Source organism: Butyrivibrio sp., from assembly GCF_017635265.1.
Classification (GTDB): domain Bacteria; phylum Bacillota; class Clostridia; order Lachnospirales; family Lachnospiraceae; genus Butyrivibrio.
The window spans coordinates 55292-79977 of the sequence record NZ_JAGBLU010000128.1 but is presented as its reverse complement, the minus strand read 5'-3'; the positions used below and the strand labels follow the sequence as shown (position 1 = coordinate 79977).

Annotated in this window: 19 protein-coding genes; all 19 read left to right on the top strand. The window is 37.3% G+C overall.

Annotated elements, in window-relative coordinates:
- Nucleotides 1-1491, top strand: a complete 1491-nt coding sequence (locus tag J6O61_RS16050; protein WP_292215233.1) for a sugar transferase — start codon at nucleotides 1-3, stop codon at nucleotides 1489-1491.
- A 47-nt stretch (nucleotides 1492-1538) separates the two neighbouring features.
- Nucleotides 1539-2705 (top strand): NAD-dependent epimerase/dehydratase family protein, encoded by a 1167-nt coding sequence (locus tag J6O61_RS16045; RefSeq protein ID WP_292215231.1) that lies wholly within the window; start codon nucleotides 1539-1541, stop codon nucleotides 2703-2705.
- 62 nt (nucleotides 2706-2767) lie between these two features.
- Nucleotides 2768-4378, top strand: coding sequence for a hypothetical protein (locus J6O61_RS16040; protein ID WP_292215229.1), 1611 nt, complete (start codon nucleotides 2768-2770; stop codon nucleotides 4376-4378).
- Nucleotides 4379-4455: 77 nt separating this feature from the next.
- The gene (locus J6O61_RS16035; RefSeq protein WP_292215227.1) at nucleotides 4456-4878 is read left to right on the top strand and encodes a sugar 3,4-ketoisomerase; all 423 of its coding nucleotides are present in this window, start codon (nucleotides 4456-4458) and stop codon (nucleotides 4876-4878) included.
- A 58-nt stretch (nucleotides 4879-4936) separates the two neighbouring features.
- Entirely contained in the window at nucleotides 4937-5869 is a 933-nt protein-coding gene (locus J6O61_RS16030) for a glycosyltransferase family 2 protein (RefSeq protein WP_292215225.1), read from the top strand.
- Nucleotides 5870-5954: 85 nt separating this feature from the next.
- A complete protein-coding gene (locus tag J6O61_RS16025; RefSeq protein ID WP_292215223.1) occupies nucleotides 5955-7082 on the top strand; it encodes a DegT/DnrJ/EryC1/StrS family aminotransferase in 1128 nt (375 codons plus the stop codon).
- Nucleotides 7083-7117: 35 nt separating this feature from the next.
- Nucleotides 7118-8488 carry a sugar phosphate nucleotidyltransferase gene (locus J6O61_RS16020; protein WP_292215221.1) on the top strand — a complete coding sequence of 457 codons (1371 nt, stop codon included), beginning with the start codon at nucleotides 7118-7120 and terminating at the stop codon, nucleotides 8486-8488.
- 177 nt (nucleotides 8489-8665) lie between these two features.
- Nucleotides 8666-9910: a glycosyltransferase 87 family protein gene (locus J6O61_RS16015; RefSeq protein ID WP_292215219.1), complete on the top strand. Its 1245-nt coding sequence runs from the start codon at nucleotides 8666-8668 to the stop codon at nucleotides 9908-9910.
- Between the two features lie 11 nt (nucleotides 9911-9921).
- Nucleotides 9922-11517 carry a glycosyltransferase family 39 protein gene (locus J6O61_RS16010; RefSeq protein ID WP_292215218.1) on the top strand — a complete coding sequence of 532 codons (1596 nt, stop codon included), beginning with the start codon at nucleotides 9922-9924 and terminating at the stop codon, nucleotides 11515-11517.
- 32 nt (nucleotides 11518-11549) lie between these two features.
- Nucleotides 11550-13370, top strand: coding sequence for a DUF6044 family protein (locus J6O61_RS16005; RefSeq protein ID WP_292215216.1), 1821 nt, complete (start codon nucleotides 11550-11552; stop codon nucleotides 13368-13370).
- A 109-nt stretch (nucleotides 13371-13479) separates the two neighbouring features.
- A complete protein-coding gene (locus J6O61_RS16000) occupies nucleotides 13480-14421 on the top strand; it encodes a glycosyltransferase family 2 protein (protein WP_292215214.1) in 942 nt (313 codons plus the stop codon).
- 10 nt (nucleotides 14422-14431) lie between these two features.
- Nucleotides 14432-15637: a lipopolysaccharide biosynthesis protein gene (locus J6O61_RS15995; protein ID WP_292215212.1), complete on the top strand. Its 1206-nt coding sequence runs from the start codon at nucleotides 14432-14434 to the stop codon at nucleotides 15635-15637.
- Between the two features lie 135 nt (nucleotides 15638-15772).
- Nucleotides 15773-16981, top strand: a complete 1209-nt coding sequence (locus J6O61_RS15990) for an SGNH/GDSL hydrolase family protein (protein WP_292215210.1) — start codon at nucleotides 15773-15775, stop codon at nucleotides 16979-16981.
- A 128-nt stretch (nucleotides 16982-17109) separates the two neighbouring features.
- Nucleotides 17110-18687: an NAD(P)/FAD-dependent oxidoreductase gene (locus J6O61_RS15985; protein ID WP_292215208.1), complete on the top strand. Its 1578-nt coding sequence runs from the start codon at nucleotides 17110-17112 to the stop codon at nucleotides 18685-18687.
- Nucleotides 18688-18845: 158 nt separating this feature from the next.
- Nucleotides 18846-19784, top strand: a complete 939-nt coding sequence (locus tag J6O61_RS15980; protein ID WP_292215206.1) for a glycosyltransferase family 2 protein — start codon at nucleotides 18846-18848, stop codon at nucleotides 19782-19784.
- A 51-nt stretch (nucleotides 19785-19835) separates the two neighbouring features.
- Entirely contained in the window at nucleotides 19836-21305 is a 1470-nt protein-coding gene (locus J6O61_RS15975) for an MBOAT family O-acyltransferase (protein ID WP_292215204.1), read from the top strand.
- A gap of 83 nt (nucleotides 21306-21388) precedes the next feature.
- A complete protein-coding gene (locus J6O61_RS15970; RefSeq protein WP_292215202.1) occupies nucleotides 21389-22876 on the top strand; it encodes a hypothetical protein in 1488 nt (495 codons plus the stop codon).
- 60 nt (nucleotides 22877-22936) lie between these two features.
- Nucleotides 22937-23557: a uridine kinase gene (gene udk / locus J6O61_RS15965; RefSeq protein WP_292215199.1), complete on the top strand. Its 621-nt coding sequence runs from the start codon at nucleotides 22937-22939 to the stop codon at nucleotides 23555-23557.
- Nucleotides 23558-24685, top strand: coding sequence for a DUF6077 domain-containing protein (locus J6O61_RS15960; protein WP_330613808.1), 1128 nt, complete (start codon nucleotides 23558-23560; stop codon nucleotides 24683-24685).
- Nucleotide 24686 lies beyond the last annotated feature (1 nt).

Sequence of the window (24686 nt, the reverse complement as noted above, 5' to 3'; positions counted from 1 at the left end):
ATGAACGCAAAATATAGGACATTGCAAGTATATATTCTGTGGGCTCTTGATATGGCCTGCGTTATAGTTAGTTATATGATAGCCAGCTTTATTAGATACAATTCGAAAGCTGACTATGGTGACAAGACACTTCATTATCTGGTTTCTGTAATATTTTTGCTGGTGGCGACAGTCTATACTTTTATGGCTGACTGGAACAGGGATTTTATTGTAAGAGGCTGGTTTCAGGAATTTTTAAATGTATTAAGATTTGTGGCAGTTATATCACTTGTGTCTTTAGTTACAGTATTTTTTATTCAGTGGTATGAAATTCTTTCCAGACTTGTAATTATAAATTTTGTTTGGATTGAGACTTTGCTTACTTTGGTTGTCAGATTGACTTTTAAGGAGATTTTTAAAAAGCATTTATCCTCTGAAAAAAATGTCATCAATGTTGTTGTCGTTGCAGAAAAGCCATTGGTTGAAGAGACAATCAATAACCTTATGAATAGAAGAGATTCTGTCGGATATAAGGTTGTTCGTGCATATGCTGTAGATGCCCCAAATTCCAAAAATAATCCGGTAAAAACAGACAATAGAATTGTTTTTGATAAAAAATCTGAAAGTGTAACTTCTGAAAACGAACCATGGTACATTGGCGATGTGCATGTGCATGAAGGAATTCATAATCTGACAGAGAGACTTTTGACAGATCCATTTGACGAGGTATTTATAAATACTCCTAACATACCTCAAAACAGCATGGAGAAGATTATCCTTGGATTTGAGGAAATGGGTATTACAACCCATTACAATCTGGAACTTCCGGGAATAAGTAAGGCACATACGCAGTTCGATGAATACATGGGATATTCAGTCATTACATATTGCATGAATCGCAATAGTTATAAGAGATTATCCATTAAGAGACTTATGGACATAATTGGCGGCTTTGTTGGATTAGTTCTTACAGGAATCATCACGCTTTTCCTTGCTCCGGCAATTAAACTTGATTCTCCGGGACCTGTTTTCTTTTCTCAGACTCGTATTGGGAAAAATGGGCGTAGATTTAAAATCTATAAGTTCAGATCCATGTATATTGATGCTGAGGAGAGGTTAAAAGATCTTCAGGATCAGAACGAAATGAATGGTCTTATGTTCAAAATGGAGAACGATCCACGTATTACAAAGGTCGGAGCATTTATTCGAAAGACCAGCCTTGATGAGTTTCCACAGTTTTTGAATGTGCTTAAGGGCGATATGTCATTGGTTGGAACTAGGCCACCGACAGAGTCTGAGTTTGAGCAGTACAACGAGCATTACAGAAGGCGTCTGTCTATGACTCCGGGACTTACCGGGCTTTGGCAGATTAGCGGCAGAAGTGATATTCAGGATTTTGATGAAGTTGTAAAACTAGACCTTCAGTATATTGATAACTGGAGTCTTACCGAGGATATAAGGATACTTCTTAAGACTGTTTATGTCGTGCTTTTTGGCAAAGGCGCAAAATAATGGTTGTGGAGTATCACAATGTTATTTAGGTATGAAAGAGACATGATATGTTAGAGAAAAATATAGCTTTAAATGGCAAAAGAATACTTGTAACAGGGGCAGCTGGGTTCATCGGTGCCAATTTGTGTAAAGAACTATTGAGATCATATAGAGATATTCATATTTACGGAATTGATAATATGAATGATTATTATGATCCTAAGATTAAAAATGACAGACTGCGTGAGATTTATGAGCTGGCTTGTTCTGAAGATGAATCTGGCAGTACTGATAAAATGAGTAAGGATGTTGTAACTGATACGGGCAAATTTGATTTTGTACGTGGAAGCATTGCTGATAAAGAGCTTGTGAACTCTGTATTTGAAGAGTTTAAACCGGAGGTAGTTGTTAACCTTGCTGCGCAGGCGGGAGTTAGGTATTCAATTGAGAATCCTGATGCATATATTGAGTCTAATATTATCGGATTTTACAATATTCTTGAGGCTTGCAGACATTCATATGATGGATATAGAAAAGTGTCGGATGATCAAAGTCCAATAAATGAAACAGATGATAATTATGCAGGGGTTCAGCATCTTGTTTATGCATCAAGTTCAAGTGTATATGGCTCCAACAAAAAGATTCCATATAGCGTAGAAGATAAGGTTGATAATCCTGTTTCTTTATATGCTGCAACTAAAAAGTCCAATGAACTTTTGGCCCATTCATATTCAAAGCTCTACGGGATTCCTTCAACAGGACTTCGTTTCTTTACTGTTTACGGTCCTGCAGGACGGCCGGATATGGCATATTTTGGATTTACCAACAAGCTTGTAAATGGTGACAAGATTAAGATTTTTAACTATGGTAACTGTAAGAGAGATTTTACTTTTATTGATGATATAGTTAAAGGCGTTGTGAATGTTATGCAGGTTGCTCCGTCAGAAAATGAAAATGGGGTAAAATACAGGATTTACAATATAGGTAATAATGATCCCATAAACCTATTGGATTTTGTGGATATTTTACAACAGGAGCTTATAGGTGCAGGGGTGCTTCCAAAGGATTATGACTTTGAGTCGCACAAAGAACTGGTTCCAATGCAGCCCGGAGATGTTGAGATAACCTATGCCGATGTTACTGCACTTCAGAATGATTTCGGATTTAAGCCGGAAACTCCTCTTCGCGACGGACTTAGGTCTTTTGCCAAGTGGTACAAGGACTACTATTGCTAATAGTTAATTATTTGCCTATACAAGTAATTGATAAGACGAAGTGTAGCAGATAAAGGATACTGATGTTTAGTTATAAGACGCCTAAATTCAATATAAAACTTAATACAAGAAAACTTAGCATCTTTTTTACAGTTATTTATGTAATTGGATTGATTCCGATGCTCCTTTTAGGATTTTATGATTTCCCGTCAGCTGATGATTTCTCTATGGCTCTTGAAACCAGACAGTATTTCGTACAGAATGGGGATATTTTTGGAACGATTATTGCTTCGCTTCAAAAATCATGGGTGGTGTACAGTCAGTACGAAGGTTATTTTTTTTCAATAATTCTGACTTGCATTTGCCCGAGTGTTTTTGGAGAGGTTTTTTATTTCTTGACACCTTTTCTTGTTTTGGGAATGTTAACGTTTGGTGTGTGCTACTTTTTTGATGCTCTCTTTCTGCGGGCGCTGCACCTTGATAAAGACCTTACAAATGTTGTCAGAATGCTGACTTTGTTCATGATGGTTAATTGTCTTAATGGTGCAGGTACTAGAGTTGAGGCTTTTTACTGGTACAGCGGAGCCATCAATTATACTTTTACCTTTGGAATGGCATTCTTTTGGCTGGGACTTCTTATCAGGTCGGTTTATGATGTAGATGAAAAGACAAGATGCAGAAAACTGATATGGGCTTCAATTTGGGCATTCTTCATGGGAGGTGCCAACTATCTGTCAGCTCTTGAACTTGCCATTTGTTCAGTATTATTATTGTTTGTTTTTGTGATGGTCAAGCTTGGAAAGTTCGATATTCAAGGAATTGATGCTTCACAAAGAAAATCATTCGGTTATATTTGGATTCCTCTGGTTATCAATCTGATTGGTTTTTCTTTTTCATGTTTTGGGCCCGGCAATTCAAACAGATTTGCCGAGACAACGCAGATGAGCCCCGTGAAAGCGGTGTTTGTGTCTCTGTATAATACTTTTGATATGCTTTTCAATGATATGACCAGATGGGAAGTGTTGGTAATTCTTGTCATGCTTGTTCCTGTTTTTTGGAAGATGGCGGAAGGGCTTAGGGTGAAACTTGAGCACCCTATTTTATTTACATTGTTCTCATTTTTATTAGTGTCATCCAATATGACTCCACCTATTTTTGCTACTGCAAATATTGATGCCGGAAGACTTAAGGCATTAGCATTTATGGAATTTGTCTTTATGCTGGTGCTTGTATTGTTTTATTTGACTGCTGTGGCAAGACAATATTTTGAAGAGACATATGTGTGTGTTGTTGTTGAAAAATATAATGATATAAGTGAAGCTATAGTTGATGCTAATGTCAGCGAAAACAGTAATGACTTTTTTTATTCTGTACCTTCAATAATCATAGCAGGCTGCATAGCTATTCTTGCAGTTGGATCGGTTCTTTCAATAAAGCCTGAACCCGAGTATTACTCCTGTACATCGGCGCTTTATGATATTATCAGTGGAAGAGCGGCAACTTACAAACAGGAAAATGCGGAGAGACTTGGCATACTCCGCGATGATTCCATAAAGAACGCCGAACTTACTGAATACTCAGTTCATCCGGAAATGCTTTTCTATATGGATGTTACGCCTGACAGTAGTGAATGGATAAATCAGGCAACGGCTACATATTATGACAAAGAATCTACAGTTCTTTTGCCGAGGTGATAGTAGTTTAATTTGGAAAATATGATTTTTTAGAAATGATAAAAATATAAGTAATTATTATATATTGGAGTACTGCGATGAAAGAAATAAAAGAAAATTACAAAGTACTGGAATTTAAGGAATATGGCGATGAAAGAGGAAATCTTGTAGTTGCTGAAGGCTCGGGATTTGATATTCCTTTTGATATCAGGAGAGTTTTTTATATGTCAGGATCAGACCCTGATATAAGGAGAGGCAATCACGCCAACAGATATACACAGTTTGTACTTATCAATGTGAGTGGTAGCAGTAAGGTTCTTGTTGATGATGGAAAAAAGAAAGAAGTAGTTGTTCTTGATAAACCTAGAATGGGCCTTTATCTTGCTCCTATGGTGTGGAAAGAAATGTATGATTTTTCGCCTGATTCAGTTCTTTTGGTTCTTGCCAGCGAACACTATATTGATAGTGAATATATAAGAGATTATGATGATTTTATAAAAGAGGTTAATGAAGAGAACTGACAGTTGAATGTATTTTATACTTAGCCGTTCAGATAAAAGGTGGGTTAAAGAGGATAATATGTCAAAGATTTCAATTGTAATTCCTGTGTACTATAACTCTGATACACTGGAACTTTTGTATGCAGATATGAAGGAGAAAATTCTTGGAAAGCTTGGAGACTACGAGATTGTATTCGTAGATGACGGTTCAGGAGATAATTCCTGGGATGTAATCCAAAAAATTGCAGCTATGGATAAAAATGTAGTGTGTACAAGGCTTTCAAGAAATTTTGGTGAACATGCTGCAATACTTGCCGGTCTTTCAGTATGTACCGGAGACTGTGCTGTGACCAAACAGGCAGATCTTCAGGAGGATTCAACACTCATTCTTGATATGTATGAGAGTTGGAAACGTGGTAATAAGGTGGTTCTTGCCATTCGAGAATCCAGAGATGAGAGTGCTGTGAAAAAGTTTTTTGCAGGTTGCTATTACTGGCTTGTCAGAAAGACTATAAATAAGGATATGCCACAGGGTGGATGTGATTGCTATCTTGTGGACAGGAAAGCTATTGAAGTTTTAAAGCTTATGGATGAGAAAAACTCTTCTCTTACACTTCAGGTTATGTGGATTGGCTTTAAGACTGAAAAGGTTTATTTCCACAGAAAAGACAGAGAAGTAGGAGAGTCCAGGTGGACACTGGGCAAAAAAATTAAGCTTGTTGTGGATTCTATGATGAGTTTTTCATATTTTCCAATCAGATGTATGGCAACAATGGGATTTTTCTTTGCAATCTGTTCTCTTATTGGAATAATTATGGTAATTCATGAAAAGTTTACAGTAGGTACTCCGATTTTAGGATATGCGTCGATAATGTCTGTTGTGTTGTTTGGCTTTGGTGCAATATTCATCATGCTGTCAATACTTGGCGAGTATATTTGGAGGGCTTTGGAAGAAGCAAGGAAGAGACCTCCTTTTATTATTGATGAAGTGAAAAGACATGACGATAAGTGATTGATAAAATGAAAGAAGACCGGCTGATATAATGAGTGATGACGTAATTCAGCTGTTTGTTTATAGTTAAATTAGAGGGAAAAATATGGAAAAGATAATGCAGGGCCGCATGGACAGAGGCTTTGAAAGATATCAGAAGGAATATGAGGATAAAGCGTTAGAAGTTCTTCGTTCAGGTTGGTATATTCTCGGAAAAGAAGTTGAGAATTTTGAAACAGAGTTTGCCGACTATGTCGGAACAAAGTACTCGGTTGGACTTGCCAGTGGACTTGATGCTCTGTGGCTTGCCTTTAGAGTTATTGGAATCGGCAAGGGTGACGAAGTAATTGTTCAGGGCAATACTTATATTGCAAGTGTAATGGGAATCACAATCAATGATGCAACTCCTGTTTTTGTGGAACCTGATGAGCATTATCAGATTGATGCTGACAAGATAGAAGAGAAGATTACGGATAAGACTAAGGCGATACTGGTAGTTCACCTTTATGGGCAGGCTGCCAATATGACTAAAATTGTGGATATCTGCAAGAGGCATAACCTTAAACTTGTTGAGGACTGCGCTCAATCACATGGCGCGTGTCACAATGGACAGATGACAGGAAGCTTTGGCGATTTTGGATGTTTTTCTTTTTATCCATCCAAGAATATGGGAGCCTATGGTGACGCAGGTGCAGTCACAACCAATGATCCTGAACTTGCCCGATTAATGAAGATTTACAGAAATTATGGCAGTGAAAAGAGATATCACAACATGGTTGTTGGTGCTAACTCAAGGCTTGATGAACTTCAAGCCGGGCTCCTTAGAGTTAAGTTAACACATATGGAAGATATCACTAACGAGAGATATGAGCTTGGTCAGCGTTACGCAGAAGGCATCACTAATCCTTTGGTTATCAAGCCGACTGTTGCTGAAGGTTCTACCTGTGTATGGCATCAGTATGTTTTAAGAATACCTGCCAAGGAAGGTGAGGAGCAGAGCAAAGCACGTGATGCTTTCAGACAGTATCTTGAGGAGAATGGTATCATGACGCTGATACATTATCCGATTCCGCCTCACAGATCACAGGCTTATGAGTATCTTGAACTTCCTGTTGGAAGCCTTTCTATAACTGAAAAGTATGCAAACGAAGTTGTGTCTCTTCCGATATACACAGGGATGACTAAGGAAGAACAGCAGAGAGTGATTGAATGTGTAAATGCCTGGATGGGCTGATTTTGTAAAATATAGAAGATATAAAGAGGTTTTAAATGAATATAGTTTTATTATCAGGTGGCAGCGGAAAGAGATTATGGCCACTTTCAAATGATGTAAGGTCAAAACAGTTTATCAAAATTTTTCACCCTGAGAATGAGCAGACAACTGATAATTTTGATAAGGGTGAAATAGCACGTAAGGACGGACATAATCTTGAATCAATGGTTCAGCGTGTTTACAGTCAGATAAAGAAAATAGATTCTGATGCAAACATTACAATAGCAACCAGTAAAACTCAGGTTTCATCAATTCATAACCAGCTCGGTGATAAGGTTTCGGTTTGTGTGGAGCCTACAAGACGAGATACATTTCCTGCTATTGCCCTTGCTGCCGCATACCTTTCTGATAAGCTTGGTATTGACAGAGATGATGCTGTTATTATCTGCCCGGTTGATCCATATGTAGATGATAGCTATTTTGAGTGTTTTAAAGAACTTGATAAGATGGTTAAGTCCGGTGACTATAAGCTTAATCTCATGGGGGTTGAGCCAACATATCCAAGTGAGAAATATGGATATATCCAGCCTGAGACCAAAGACCATATCAGTAAAGTATCTGCATTTAAAGAAAAACCTGACGTTACTACAGCGCAGAAGTACATTGACGAGGGTGCTCTTTGGAACTGCGGAGTGTTTGCATTTAAGCTTGGTTACATTTTAGACAGGGCTCATGAACTTATTGATTTTAAGGATTATCAGGATCTTTATGATCACTATGGTGATTGCAGGAAAATCAGTTTTGACTATGCGGTTGGTGAACATGAGAAGTCTATTGGTGTTGTAAGATTTTCAGGCTCATGGAAAGATATCGGATCATGGAATACATTTGCCGAAGAAATGCATGAGAAGATTATCGGCAAGGCTGACATGGATGATACTTGTGAGAACAGCAACATAGTTAATGAATTGAATATTCCCATTATAGCAATGGGACTAAAAGACATGATTGTTGCCGCATCAAATGACGGGATTTTGGTTGCTGACAAGGCTCAGTCAAGTTATATCAAACCTTTTGTGGAGAAACTTGATAATAAGGTGCGCTATGCTGAAAAGTCTTGGGGAAGCTTTACTATTGTAGATATTCAGGATAAAGCCATGGTAATAAGGATAGTTCTTTTACCGGAGCACAAGCTTCACTACCATAGTCATGACCACAGGGATGAGGTATGGACTGTTATGAACGGTGAAGGAACTGTCATCCTTGATGGCGTGAAGACTGAGATAAAACCCGGTTCAGTAGTGTCAATAAAGGCTGGTCAGAAACACACTGTTATCGCTAAAACTGAGCTTGTTATCAATGAAGTTCAGATTGGTGATGAGATAAGCGTTGAGGATAAGACAAAGTACGATTTTCCTGAAGTATGACTTCTTGAACTGAATTTCAGAAATCCGCATATACTGCGGATTTCGTGAGAATATGAGTGAAGAGTCAACCAAGCCTCATCGACGAAGTCGATTTAAAATGGCTTGGTTGATGCAGATATGTTCATGATAAAAGGATGATTACGATGATCGCATTAACAGCTAAATAAGGGGAAAAGAATGAAAAAAGAAATGGCAATAGATAGATTCCTGAAAAATATAATCAGTAAGTATATGTATGAAATCTGTTTATGTCTTCTTTTGCTGGCGGCCTTTTTCATACGCATTAAGTTTGCTTCTGAAACTACACTTTCTCCTGATTATAACGATTACTATAAGGTGTGGGTAGATTATTATAGAGAGAACGGCATCATAAAAGGACTTGGTAATGCTATCGGTGATTATTATGTTCCGCTTAATGTGATGTATGCGATTTGCTCGCTCTTTCCGGTGGAGCCTTGGCTTCCGCTTAGTATTGTTGCATTTGTCTGTGAGCTTGTATCTGCTGTTTTTATTTGCAAGATTTTTTATCTTTTGACAGGAAGAAAACATCATTCAATGTTTGCCGGTGTTGCCACATTATTTCTTCCGTTTGTTGCTTTTAACGGTGCACTGTGGAAACAGGTTGATGCTCTTTATTCATGTTTTTTGGTGATTTCGTTGTATAAGCTTTTAAAACAGGAATACAGAGTTTCATTTATCTGGTATGGTGTGGCTTTTGCGATTAAGCTTCAGGCGATATTTTTTTTACCTGTTTATCTGATTTTATACATTACAGAAGGTTTTCACAGCTACGATAGGGTTTTAAAGGACTCCGGTAAAAGAAATACCTTCAGTATTTTAGAGTTTTTATGGATTCCGGCTGTTTATCTGATTGCAGGTCTTCCGGAAGTTTTTTGTCAAAATGGATTAAAGAAAACATATCTTTCATACCTGTATCAGACTCAGGAATTGGATTCTGAAGGGTATGGAATGGTTTCATTTTTTCCCAATCTCTATAACCTTGGATTTGATGATTTTGATAAGCTCTTGTCAGGAGCAGCTATAATGACTCTTTTTGTAGTATTGGTCATAATTGCGTTTTTTTGTTATAGGCGAAAGGATAACATAGATAGGAAAACTGTAGTTTACATTGCTATTTGGACCGCTTGGACCTGCGTGATTCTGCTTCCGGGAATGCATGAGAGATATGACTATGCTATGTTGCTTATACTAACACCTTTTGCTGTTCTGGTTAGAAAGAACATTGTGTGGCCTATGTTTATAGCTAATGTTTGCTCGCTTGCGACATATGCCTATGCTCTTTTTGGAGCGAGGGATATTGTTAATATGACTGTGGTTTCGCTGTTTTACGTTGGAGCTTATCTTTATACTTTGATTGATGTTGTTAAGCTTTTAAATGATGAGAACCATCAGGTGAGCTGAGGGATAATTGATTGTTTAAGATAAAAAAAGTATTTAATTTAATAATAGTTTTTTGCCTTTTGGTGGCGGCTGTTTTGGTGCTTGGGACAAGTACAGTAACTACGATTTATTATGACTATGGTTGTGATAACGATTGGCCACATTATGGAAGAGAGAATATATTGCTACTCCTGCTTTTTTTCGTAGGAGTAGTTTTTGTGTTTATGGTTTTAAAAAAACGTAGTGTGTTTAAGCAAAAAAGAGGACCTTTAATATTTGCTTTGGGATTTTGTATTGCATATTGCCTTGTATTGATTTTTGCCATAAGACCTCTTCCGGTAAATGATTCAAAAACATTGGACGATATTATTAATTCTTTTATGGTTGGAGATTATTCATCGCTGACCGGTAAAGAAGGATATCTTTACATTTGGCCATTTCAGCTTGGATATGTTGCTTTTGGGCAGGTGATGTGTACTATATTTGGAACCGGGAATTACATTGTCTGGGATTTGGTGCAGCTTATATCAATTCTTATTACAGTTTATCTCTTGTATCAAGTGACATGGGAGCTATTTGGTGATAGAGAAGTTTGCGGAATTATGGCAGTTCTTTCTGCAGGAATGCTTTTCTTTTACAATTATGTGACCTATATCTATGGAGACATCCTAAGCATGGCACCTCAGACTATCGCTCTTTTTTTTGAAATTCTGTATATGAAGAGAAAAAAGCTTCGCTATGGAATATGGTCCGGAGTAGCTATTGCGCTTGCTATAATGTTAAAAACCAATTGCGAGATTGCGATGATTGCGTTGGTAATGGTGCTTTTTTTGGATCTGATACAAAGGAAGGATGCTTCTGAAAGTGAATTTGCAGTTAAAAAAAGTAATGAAGGAAGCTTCGCTTGGATTAAAAGAGCTACATTGGGTCTGAGTGTAGCATTGGTCATGGTTATTTTGACTTTTGGTGTTAAGGGCTTAGTTAATGCGTATTACTGTAATGTGACAGGACTTGATAAGATTCCATCCGGAAGTCCTGCTGTTTCACATATTGCCATGGGACTTCAGGAAAGTGAACTTGAAGATGGTTGGTACAATGGATATAATTATCATGTTTTTGCGGAAAATAATTATGATACTGAGGCAACCAAAGCGGCAGCTATAGAAAATATTAAAGAAACCCTAAATGATTTTGCTAAAAGACCGCTTCATGCATGTAAGTTTTTTTTGAGGAAATTCCTCACTCAATGGGCGGATTCGGTATGTATATCAACTCATAACCTTGATCTTGTAAACAGGCATCATGACAATCCGACATGGCTGGCAGGCTTTCTGGTTTCAGGTTTTGGTTCCACTATAATGCAATGGGTTATGAATGTATACATGACGGTATGTTATCTTGGAGTTGTGATTTATCTGGTTGGGGTGCTTAGAAAAAAACATGTTTCTGACTCTGAGATGCTGCTTTTAATCCTGATTTTTGGTGGGATGGTTTTTCATGAGTTTTGGGAGGGTTCATCCAGATATGCCATGAGATACTATGTTTATTGGATTCCTTTTGCAGCTTATGGAATTAAGAGATTGTTAGATTTTATAGAAGTGAAATGGCTTAAAGAAAAAGGTAGATGATATTTTTTTAGTTGTTTTGTAGAGGTTGTGGTATGAAGACAAAAATTCAAACTAAAGGCGGATTATTTGGAGTTTGTGTTGTCGGTCTGTTTTTGTTGATGGTGACTGTGATTTATGCTGTGATTGGGGAAAACAGCTATATTGCAGTTCAGGATAATCTGGATTTGTTTATGGCACAGTTTGCCATGCTTAAAAATGAAGGGATTTTTTTCTCGCATGGCGCAGCTGCACCATTTCTTAATGGCGTTTCAAGAGATGTACTGCCAAGTGAGTTATCTTTGTATACTGTTCTATACATGTTTTTTTCACCATTTGCAGCCTATGTAATTGGATATATTCTTAAAGTGGTGATAGCAGTTTTCTCATGCAGGCTATTGTTTATTGATGTTGTATCACAAAAAAATCCCGGGAGAGAACTTGATCTGCATGTTTTGAATCTTGCTACTTTGGTTGGCTTATTGTATGGTGTCCTTAATCTTTTTCCGGCTTTTGGAATTCCGTTTGCATCGATACCGCTTATTATATATCTTTTGAGAAAAGTGTACAGGTATAATAGGGGGACATCATTTCCTGGGCATATTTTACTTATTTTTTGTTACCCGTTTATTTCATACTTTTCATATTTGGGTTTCTTTATTCTTGGATATTTGTTCATTGCAATTATCTGGTTGTGGATAAGAGATAGGAAACTTAATCTGAATCTTGTAATTGCACTCGTGGTGCTTGGCATAGGAAATGTTGTGTTTGAATACAGGCTTTTTAACATGATGCTGTTTTCTGATACAGAAACTATCAGAGAAACTATGGTTCAGACATATTTGTCATTTAATGAGATTGTTGGAGAGAGTTTTGATATTTTTGTAAATGGCATGATGCACGCCGATGATCTTCATAAGTATTTTGTTATGCCATTATGCCTGGCTTATCTGGTAATTTTGAATATTGGATATATTGTGAAGAACAGTGTCAGAGATATCTTTAAAGATTACTATAATTTATGTTTTATTATCATAGTCTTTAACTGCGTAGTATATGGACTGTATTATTCACAGGCTGTGGAGAATGTTATTGAAACACTAGTTCCGCCACTTACAGGATTTCAGTACAACAGGACAATCTTTTTTAATCCATTTCTGTGGTGCATGATGTTATTTATTCTTGTATATCGCTTATACATGTGGATAAGTGGAAAAGTGAATTCAGAGCCGGGAAAGAAATTATTTATCAAGAAGGTATTTATCAGTATGCCTTATATGATAGTCTTGGTAGCTGTTTTTATAGTTCTTGTATCACCAACCAAGTATAACGACCTATATCATACTGCAAAGCTTACAGTTCGCAGCAGGATTTTTGGACATGATAATGATGCGTTGAATTTCAGAGAGTTTTATTCAACAGATCTTTTTGATGAGATAAAAGAGGACCTTGATTATAAGTCAGGTGAGTATAGTGTTGCTTATGGGATGCATCCGGCAATTCTTGAGTATAATGGAATCTATACACTTGATGGTTATCTTGGCTTTTACCCCCAAAGCTATAAAGAGGAATTTAGAGAAGTGATCGCTCCGGCTCTTGATCGTATGGAGCCAACCAGGCTTTATTTTGATGAATGGGGAGCAAGGTGTTATCTGTATTCAGGTACGGATTTGTCTATTGTAATGGCAACAAAAAGTATGAGTGGTGTTTCAGACAATGATATTTACATTAATGCAGAGGCACTTAAAAATCTCGGCTGCAAATATATCTTTTCAAGGATAGATATATCAAATGCTGACGAAGTGGGAATTGAGTTATTAAAGAGTTATAATGATGATTCGTCACCGTATACTATATATGTATATACTTTGCGTTGAAGATTATCGAAAGATTTGATATTAATTCATTATCAGTTTACAATGTTACATGCAAGTGTACGAAAGTATTCATAGTGTACCTTGCATATAAGATAACAAAGGGGAAAGAATGGACAAGATAGCAGTTTTGATTCCTTGTTACAACGAGGAAAAGACAATAGGAAAAGTTATTCGTGATGCCAAGGCAGCACTGCCTGATGCTACAATTTATGTTTATAACAATAACTCCAAGGATCGCACAGCGGAAATAGCTAAAGCTGAGGGCGCTGTTGTAAGAAATGAATATATGCAGGGAAAGGGCAATGTAATAAGGAGAATGTTTCGTGAAATTGATGCCCTTGTTTATGTAATGGTTGATGGTGATGATACATATCCAATGGAGTCAGCGCCTGAAATGGTTGATCTCGTGCTCAATCACAACTCGGATATGGTAGTAGGCGACAGATTATCAAGTACTTACTATGAGGAAAATAAAAGGCCGTTCCATAATTTTGGTAACAACCTTGTGAGAGGCAGTATTAATAGGCTCTTTAATTGCAACATAAGAGATATTATGACAGGATTCAGAGCATTCAGTTATGAATTTGTTAAAACATTTCCGGTTCTGTCCAAGGGATTTGAAATTGAAACAGAGATGACTATTCATGCTGTTTACAATAACATGCAGATAGACAATGTCATCATCGATTACAGAGATCGTCCTGAGGGGTCAGAGAGTAAGCTCAACACATATGCTGATGGATTTAAGGTTCTTAAGACAATAGCAAGGCTTTACAGAAGCTACAAGCCATTTGGTTTCTTTACTATATTTGCAGTTCTGTTAACGATACTTTCTTTGATATTCTTAGTTCCAATCATTCAGGAATATTGGATCACACATATGGTTCCAAGATTTCCTACGCTTATTGTGTGCTGTTTTGTATTACTTGCGGCTGTTCAGAGCTTTTTTGCGGGAGTTATATTATCGACAATGGCTATCAACAACAGGCGTGAGTTTGAAATGCAGCTCAACATGCTTCAGAGACATAAAGAAACAGATCTGATGAAATGAGATGTTAGTAATGAAAAATAATAGTAAGAAGCTTTTATTTAGTGCTTCTAAAGATTTTATATTCAGTGTTTTGGCGCTGGTAATATATAACGGTGTCCTTCAGCTGCTTATCTATCCCGGACTTGAGTTCAGGGTTGGAGCGGATGCTTTTGGCACCGTTCTTTATTTGATTTCTGCCGTATCTATTATGGGAGCCGGGTTTGGTACAGCAGCCAGCTATTCCAGAATGGTTGCCAAAAAAGACAGGGTAGAAAGTAACGGAGATTACAACTTATTTCTTTTGATAGTAGCAGGGATATCAGTTGTAGTGTCATTGGTAGCTCTTTTTGTCTTGGGAAACCTTGAGGGACATATATATATTCAGGTCCTTCTTTTGATGATCATAACTGTAGTCAGATACTATGCTGATGTTGAGTGGCGAATGACCATCCGGTTCAAAGATTATTTTATCTTCTTTGGAATGGTTTCTCTTGGATATGTTATAGGCCTTTGGTTATATCCTGTAACAAAGAGCTGGGCAGCAACTCTCTTTATAGGTGAAGCTTTTGGTATCACCTACACTTTTTTAAGAGGGCATATCTTTAGAAGTCCATATACCGGACTTTCCGATAGCTTCAAAGAAAACATGAAGTCTTTGTGGTATATTTCAGCAAGCAATCTCCTTGCGGCGCTTATACTCCATTCAGACAGAATTCTTCTTCGACTTGTAGTTGGTGGAAGAGAAGTTACGGTGTTTTATGCGGCAAGTCTTATAGGCAAAATCGTTGCTATGCTTACAACTCCGCTTAATGGGGTTATCATCAGCTATCTTACCAACTATAAGATCGAACTTAATCGAAAGAAATTTGGACTCATCAGTATATTTCTTTTGGTGTTAACTGCTGTCGGCGCTCTTGCCTGCACCGGAGTATCATACATATTTGTTAAGATTATGTACCCTGACATATTTGAGGAAGCTAAAAGATTCTTTTTTCTGGCTAATCTTGGGCAGATACTCTATTTTATTTCCGGTTCTCTTATGGTTGTGATAATGAGCTTTTCAAAAGAAAAAATGCAGCTTGCCATAAATGGTGTTTATGGTGCATGCTTTTGTCTTGTAGTTATCCCAATGACTATGGCACTCGGAATAAATGGAATTGCTTATGGACTTGTTATTATAAGTTTTATTAGATTTATTTTGACTGCTTTTATTGGAATTAAAAAGTTATCAGATTAACGTTTATTTCTTAAGACTTTCTTAAGATTTGCGGTAGATATTCTTAAGATTGAAGTCTTTCTATTCACAAGAAAAATCAAAGTGATACAATCATATCGTAAGAAGATTTATGAGAAATACAGGAAGGATGTTGATATGAAAAAAAGATATTTGACGACAATTGCAACTGTCATGACTTTTGTTACTGTTATTACAGGATGTGGTCTTCAAGAGGATGATACTCAGAAGGCAACAGAGTATATAAATGATGAGACAGAAAGCACTGATGCTTCTACAGCCATGAGTGCGGTAGATTTTGCTTCTGAGAGTTCTTCTACGATTGTAGTTGATGGTCTGATGGAGCCTGTTTTGGAAGAGGCGAGTGCGTCAGTATCTACATCTATAGTTGAGACTTCTGCTGCAGCTACTGTTGCCACATCAGAGGAAGTTAAAGAGCCGGATAAGACTGTTATGGTGTTTTTAGGAGACAGCCAGTTTGCCAACGGTAGAAGCGACGGCACAGATATTCCACATTTAATTGGAGAGAGAGTCCCTGATTCAGTAGTCTACAATTTGGGGATTGGAGGTACAACAGGAGCCATCGAGATGACAACTTCTGATGTAAGTCCTGAAAGTCTTGTTTCAACAAGCTTTTTGGGCATGACATATGCTTTATCCGGACAGGCTGATAGGAATAGTGTTTTATCAGAGTATCCGGAAATTCTTGAAACTATGAATAAGGTTGATCCTAAAGAGGTTGATTACTATTTTCTTTCTTATGGCACCAATGATTTCTTTTTGGGACTTCCGCTTGACCATACGCAGTATGACGGTGATTCGATGCATTGTTTCTACGATGCCATGTGTACAGGAATTGATAAGTTAAAGGAGTTGAGCCCAGATGCCACAATCATTCTTTTAACTCCTTTTTATGGTGTGTATTATGATAGTGATAACAATCTGATAGGGGATACCTATGTTGTAAGCAATTACTTTGATACTTTGGCCAATTATGCAAGAAAGTCACAAAATGTTGCCGAAGATGAAGATATTGAATCCTTTGATGCAATGTTTGGTACCCATTGTGATCTATATATAGATACAGCTGATCAGTATCTGATTGACGGAGTCCATCTTACACTCACAGGAAGACAGATTTTTGCAAGGCTTTTGGCACATTTACCAAACTATATGGAGAAATATGAGCCATCAGTCTATTACGATACGGATTACGTTAAAATATCTGAATTTGATCCAAACGAGTATTATAAGTATCGTGATGATATGTTGAAAGAGTATTATCCGGATTACTATGAAAAGCTGATAAATGGTGAGTACAGGCTTGCAAAACCGGATTCAGAATAATAATTTTAATAGTGCTGTTTTAGGCCTTCTTAGCTAAAGAGGGCCTTTTTCAATTTTATTGAAGAAAAACCTGCGTTGTTGTATACTACTCTTATTGTTAAAACACTAACTAAAGAGGGAAAAGTTAGATGAAAAAAGTACTTATTATTGGGGCGGGACCTGCGGGTCTTACAGCAGCGTATGAGCTTTTGACCAAGTCAAAGGATTATCAGGTTGTTGTTTTTGAGGAAACAAATCAGTTTGGTGGTATTTCCAAAACAGTTAATTATAAAGGCAATCGCATGGATATGGGAGGACACAGGTTCTTTTCCAAGGTTCCTGAGGTTAATGAGTGGTGGCAGAAAATGTTGCCTCTTCAAGGTGCACCAACATACGATGATATAGTTTTGGACAGACCTATGCCATTGGCTGAGGGTGGCCCGAATCCTGAAAAAACAGACAGGGTTATGCTCAGAAGGAACAGGGTATCTAGGATATTCTTTGATAAGAAGTTTTATGATTATCCTATTTCTCTTAAGCTAGAAACCTTTAAGAACATGGGAATTAAAAAGACTATCGCCTGTGGTTTTTCATATCTTTGGGCTTTGATCTTTAAAAGAAAAGAGAAGTCTTTGGAGGATTTTTATGTAAACAGATTTGGGAAAAAGCTATACTCAATGTTTTTTGAATATTATACTGAGAATCTTTGGGGAAGGCACCCATCAGAAATTGATCCGTCCTGGGGAGCTCAGAGAGTTAAGGGCGTGTCTATAATGGCAGTTCTTAAGAACGCTTTCAGGAAAAAATCCGGCAAAACGGATGGGAAGGTTGAAACTTCACTGATTGAAGAGTTTAGCTATCCTAAACTTGGTCCTGGTCAGCTTTGGGATGTTACAGCTGCTGAGATAAAAAATCTCGGAGGAACAATTGTATGTAATGCCAAGGTTACAAAGATAAGAAAAAATGGCAATCATATAAAGGGAATAACATATCTCTTTGATGGAAAAGAGATGGAAATTGAGGGAGATATAGTCATTAGTTCTATGCCTGTTAAAGACCTCGTAGAGGGAATGAATGATGTTCCTGATGAGCCACTTAGAATTGCCAAGGGACTTCCGTACAGAGACTATATGACTCTTGGAGTTTTAGTTCCAAAACTTAACCTTGAAAATAAGACCAAGATTAAGACTATTGGTAATATTGTTCCTGACAACTGGGTTTATGTTCAGGACAGGACTGTTAAGATGGGACGCTTCCAGATTTATAACAACTGGTCACCATATCTTGTTAAGGACCTTGAAAATACAGTTTGGGTTGGACTTGAGTATTTCTGCTTTGAAGGTGATTCAATGTGGAACATGTCTGAAGATGAATTTGCCAAAATGGCAATTGGAGAGATGGTTACCCTCAATCTTATAAGCAGCGCTGATGAGGTTTTGGATTATCATATGGAGAGAGTAAAGAAGGCTTATCCTGCTTATTTTGATACATATGAAGAGATGGATAAACTGGTGGATTATCTTAATACCATTGATAATCTATACTGTGTTGGTCGAAACGGACAACACAGATACAATAACATTGACCATTCAATGTGCACTTCTTTTGAGACGGTTAAGAATATTCTTAGTGGGGAGACAGACCGTAGCAACATATGGAATGTCAACACAGAGAAGGAATACCACGAAGCTGATTCTGCACCTGAGGAAGAAGTTGAGGTAGATTAAGAATTATGGGGTGTGGCAAGAGTGTCACATCCCTTTGTTTTGAGCAGAGCACTTAGCGAGGTATTTCACGAGCTTAGTGCGAGCCATGCAAGTTGACTTAGTGAGGTTCTTTCGAGCTTAGTCAAGCTTGCAAATAAAAGATTTTAAGAGGTTTAATTGTGAAAAAGATTAGTATTATGATTCCATGTTTTAATGAAGTAGAAAATGTTGAAGCCATCAGCAAGGCAGTTGAAGAGGTTCTGGTTAAAGAACTGCCGCAGTATGACTATGAGATTGCGTTTATTGATAATGCATCTACTGACGGAACGAGAGATATAATTGAGAAATTATGTGCTGAGAACAAGAAGATAAAGGCAATATTTAATGTTACTAATTTTGGACAGTTTAATTCACCATTTCATGGAATGTGTTCATTGGATGGTGACTGCGTAATTCCAATTTGTGCAGATTTTCAGGATCCGGTTGAGCTTATACCTGTTTTCGTGAGAAAATGGGAAGAGGGGCATAAGATTGTAAGTGGTGTTAAGTCTTCAAGCAAGGAAAATGGATTTATCTATTTTCTTAGAAGTTGCTATTACAAGCTTATAAAGAATATGTCAAGTGTTCGCATGATTGAGCATTTCACCGGCTTTGGACTTTATGACAAGACATTTATTCAGCTTCTTAGGCAGCTTGGCGATCCAATCCCTTTTATCAGAGGAATTGTCGCGGAGTATGGTGAAGGCTTTAATATGATTACTGTAGAATATGTGCAGCCACAGCGACGAGCAGGTAAGACCCACAACAATTTTTATACATTGTACGATGCAGCGATGCTTAGCATTACTTCATACACAAAGGTTGGATTAAGACTGTGTACAATTGCAGGATTCATATGTGCTCTTGTGGATTTAATAGTTGCCTTTGTTTATTTGGTTTTAAAATTGACTCACTGGTATAGTTTCCATGCAGGATATGCTCCTATGATAATAGGAATGTTCCTTATAGGGGCTATTCAGCTCTTTTTCATTGGCCTTATGGGCGAGTATATTCTCAATATTAATACACGTGTTATCAACAGACCTATTGTGGTTGAGGAGAAAAGGATTAATTTCTAAGGTAATTGTAGTTTTTGCGAGTGAAATATTTGCAATAGTGGAGAATATTTTATGCAGTTTGTATCCAAAGAGTTTTTAATATTCCTGCCTGTGGTGGTGGCTATTAACTATATAATACCCAGAAAATTCAAATATATCTGGCTTTTTATAACCAGTTTATTTTTCTATGTAAGTGTTGATGTTAAAAGTGCGGTGGTGTTGGTTGCGTCAATAGCACTTGCCTACGGCTTTGGAATCATGCTTGAGAAAAATAAGGCTTCAGAAAACAATAAGAATGGCAAAGGCATACTGATTCTGGCAATAACTGTTCATATAGCTATACTTATTGCCTGCAAATACCTGAATTTCATTGAAAAGACTGTTCTTTCTATTGCCGGAAGAGGTGAAGATGCTATAGGTCTCAATCTCCTTGCTACATTAGGCGTATCTTTTTATATGCTTAAAATCATAGGATACCTGATAGATGTTTACAGAGGTGATATTATTGCTGAAAAAAATCCAATAAAGCTTGGATTATATGTTTCTTTCTTCCCACAGATAACTCAGGGACCAATTGAAAGAGCCAAAAATATGCTTCCTCAGTTTAACTTTCCATTAACTGTGGACTTTGATATGTTAAGGAATGGTCTTCTTGAGATAATATGGGGATATTTCTTAAAACTTGTTGTGGCGGACAGACTCGCCATATATGTGAACAATGTTTACAGTGATCCTGAAGTTGCAGTTGGATTTACAACACTTGTGGCGACATTATTTTATACATTTGAAATTTATACAGATTTTGCAGGATACTCACACATTGCAATCGGCATTTCAAGGATTCTTGGAATTGATGTTATGGACAACTTTAATTGTCCTTATTTATCCGGAAGTATCGCAGGATTCTGGCGCAGATGGCATATTTCACTATCAACCTGGCTTAGAGATTACCTTTACATTCCCCTTGGAGGCAACAGAAAAGGAACGGCAAGAAAGTACATTAACATTATGATTGTCTTTGCAGTGAGTGGCCTTTGGCACGGCGCAGACTGGACTTTTGTGGTTTGGGGAGTCCTTCATGGTTTTTTCCAGGTGATTGGATATGTTTTAAGACCTTTACGAGACAAACTGGTCGATGTGTTTAAGGTTGAGAGAAATGCATTTTCTCATAGAACACTTAAAATCATGGTCACTTTTTTGCTGGTTAATTTTGCGTGGGTATTCTTTAGAGCATCATCTCTTGGTCAAGCGTTGGTGATTATTAAAAATAGCTTTGTGTTTACTCCATGGATGCTGGCTGATGGAAGTTTATTTAAATATGGTCTGGATAGTGCGGATTTCTTTGTGGCTATTGTTGGACTTATCATAGTAATTGCAACGGATCTGGTAAGTTACAATGGTTTCATTATAAGAGAAAGAATTTTAAAGCAGGGAATTTGGATCAGATATATTATAGGAATTGCAGCTATTGTTGCTATCTTGGTCTTTGGCATCTGGGGACCCGGCTATGATAGTGCCGCCTTCATTTACCAGCAGTTTTGATGATAAATGGATTAAAGACCGCGTGAATCCATGCTTGCATGGAATCCGTATATCATCAAAAAATAATTCGAGGAAACAAAGTCATGAAAAAAACGTTAGCCAATGTTTTCAAATCAATAATTTTTTTGTGTCTGCTTGGTCTTGCAATTGCGACATCTATAGTGATTCTCAAACGAAAAGAAAGCGATTATAAATACACAGACTTTTTTAACGAAGCAAAAAAAGATCACATTGATGTGCTTTTTATGGGCTCTTCTCACGTAATAAATGCTATTAATCCGGTATTTCTTTTTGAGGAGTATGGTATAACTTCATACAACATGGGTGGACATGGTGCCATGCTTCAGGCGACCTATTGGGAACTTAGAGAGGCGCTTGAATACTGTACTCCTAAGTGGGTTGTTGTTGATACATATATGCTTGAGAAGAATATTCGCTATCTTGATAACAGAGAAGAGTTCGATGATGAGGATGAGGTGAATACTTCGGTTGAGCAGCTTCATCTTAATATGGATGCGTGGCCATTAAATGACCTGAAAAGAGCTGCAATTGATGATCTCATTCAGGATGAAAGTGTAAAAAATGAATTCCTATACGAATTCATTATTTATCACAACAGATGGAAATATCTGAATGAGGACGATTTTAAGACTATTACCGGGACTGCAAATAGAAACAGGCTTTTTGGCGCTGAAATGAGATATGATGTTGAACTTGATCCTGAACTGTATCCGGATGTGACAGAGTCAGATCTTTTAACAGAGGATACCGTTGGAACTGAATATCTTGAAAAGATCATTGAATTGTGTCAGGAGAGAGGAATTCCTGTAGTTCTGACATATTATCCTTTTTCTGCAGATACCAAAGACCAGGCGGCTGCTATAAGAGCTGGTGAAATAGCTGAAAACTATGATGTGCCTTATATCAATATGTTGAATCTTGATGTTATAGACCTGTATTCCGATTTGAATGATCACGGACATTTAAATGTTGTCGGTTCAAAAAAAGTTACGGATTACATGGGACAGTGGCTTAGTGAAGCAGGTGATTTTGCAGATCATCGTGGCGATGACGACTATGCATATTGGCAGGAGTGTGTGGAGAATTTTAATAAGGAGCTTGATGATGTGCTGTTTGATGAGGATAATTTATATATCAAGCTTGACCTTCTGAATCTGGAAGACTACAATTTCGTGCTGTATGTAAATGGAAATTCACCGGTATTCCTTGACAGCTTTTTAAAGAGAATGATAGTCAATTCTTCAATGTCCGATAAGGTAGAGAGTACAAGCGGCCCCTATATTCTTATCAAGGATAATTCTACTCGGCAAATATATGAGGCATGTGAGAGTGAGGAAATCTATTCCATGAGTACGGCGTTGGGAACACTTAATTATCGCCCTGTAGAGCAGTATTTCAGACTTCTTTATTCTGATGAGGATCCTGATACTAACTATCTGTATGATGAGAGCCATTATCTGGAGGATATTCAGCTTATCATATATAATGATGACGGCGAGATTGTAGAGCATGATTATTATAAGTCAAATGGTGGTAATTATGTGCGCTGATGCAATTTGACATATCACTTGAACTGTGCACTTGTTTTAATGATTAAATGGAGGTTTTTTATGAACGATAAGGTATGTATCGTAGGAATTGCAGGAGGAACAGCGTCGGGCAAGACGACAATTGTTCGTATGATAAAAGAGAAATTTGGGGATGATATTGTTGTAATAAATCACGACTCATATTACAAAGCACATAATGACCTGTCATATGAGGACAGGAGCCGACTTAACTATGATCATCCGGAATCTTTTGATACAGATCTTCTGATAGAGGATGTAAAAAAGCTTAAGAATAACATAGCTATTGATGTGCCTGTATATGACTACACAGTTCACAACAGGGCAGATGCGACAGTTCATGTTGTCCCTAAAAAAGTTATTATAGTTGAAGGAATCCTGATACTTGAGAACAAAGAATTAAGGGATCTTATGGATATTAAGGTCTTTGTGGAGACAGATGCTGACGAGAGGCTTATGAGGAGGATTCGCCGTGATATGGTGGAGAGAGCCAGAAGCATTGATTCGATTCTTAAGCAATACACAGAAACAGTTAAGCCTATGCATGAGCAGTTTGTGGAGCCAAGCAAGAAATATGCCGATATTATTATTCCTCGTGGCGGTGAGAATCTTACAGGCATAAGCATTCTTCAGGAACACTTAAAACTAATGATGCAGGGGTGATTGGGATTGATACATATTGTTGGTGAGGTTATAAAGTTAATATTCTGGATGTTAAGTGCACCTATGATAATTGGCATGCTGTTTAATTTTTTATTACCGAAAAATAAGCGCAGCATAGGAGTGACATTTCTTCTGGGATTTTTAGTTTATTTGGCGGTTTTTGAAGTTATTGCAATATACTGCATGACTACTATCATGTATAGTGCATTTGCATATTGTGTGAAATATTTTCTTATAGCAGCATGGATAATGATATTGTTTGGGATAGGAAGGGTTTGCTATTGTATTTTTGTAAAGAAGGACAGGAGTATTGTCCTGAAGTCTGTTGCTGAAAAGAAAGCTACAGAGACAAAAATTTACTGGCTTATCTTTTGTGTTCTACTGGTATTCCAGCTTGTTATGTCTGTTGTTATGGCAAGCTTTGATGGTGATGATGCCTATTACGTGGTGGAGTCTCTTCTTGCTCAGCAGGCGGATGTTATGAATACCATCCTTCCGTATACAGGTAATTCTACATCGCTGGATATAAGACATGCGCTTGCGGTTATAACAATGTGGATTGCATTTATTGCAAAGGTGAGCGGCGTTCATGCAACAATTGTGTCACATTCGGTTATTCCGCTTTTATTTATTCCGCTCGTTTATCTGGTTTATGCTGAAATTGGAAAGATGCTTTTTAAAGAAAAAAAAGAAATGCTTCCGGTATTTATGATCATTGTAAGTTTTCTTATGATGTTTGGAAATGTATCTCATTACACGCCGGCTACTTTTTTTCTTATGAGAACCTGGCAGGGAAAAGCACTTGTGGGAAATCTTGTGTTCCCTATGATTTTTTGGATTTTCCTGGAAATGTACAATTTGGTCGAAATTGAAAAAAAGAGTAACAGTACAAGCAGTAGCAGAATAAACAGGATATCTCCTTGGATAATGCTTGCTCTTGTAAACATGCTTTCAGGAATGTGCAGCGCTATGGGAGTTATTTTTGGAAGCGGGATAATTGCACTTTTATCACTGTTGCTTCTTATATTTAGCAGAAGCTGGAAAGTTATTGTCGGAACAGTTTTGTGTTTGGTTCCTAATCTTGTTTATCTGGCTCTTTATTTTTCAATCTGGACAAGTGGGATGTGAG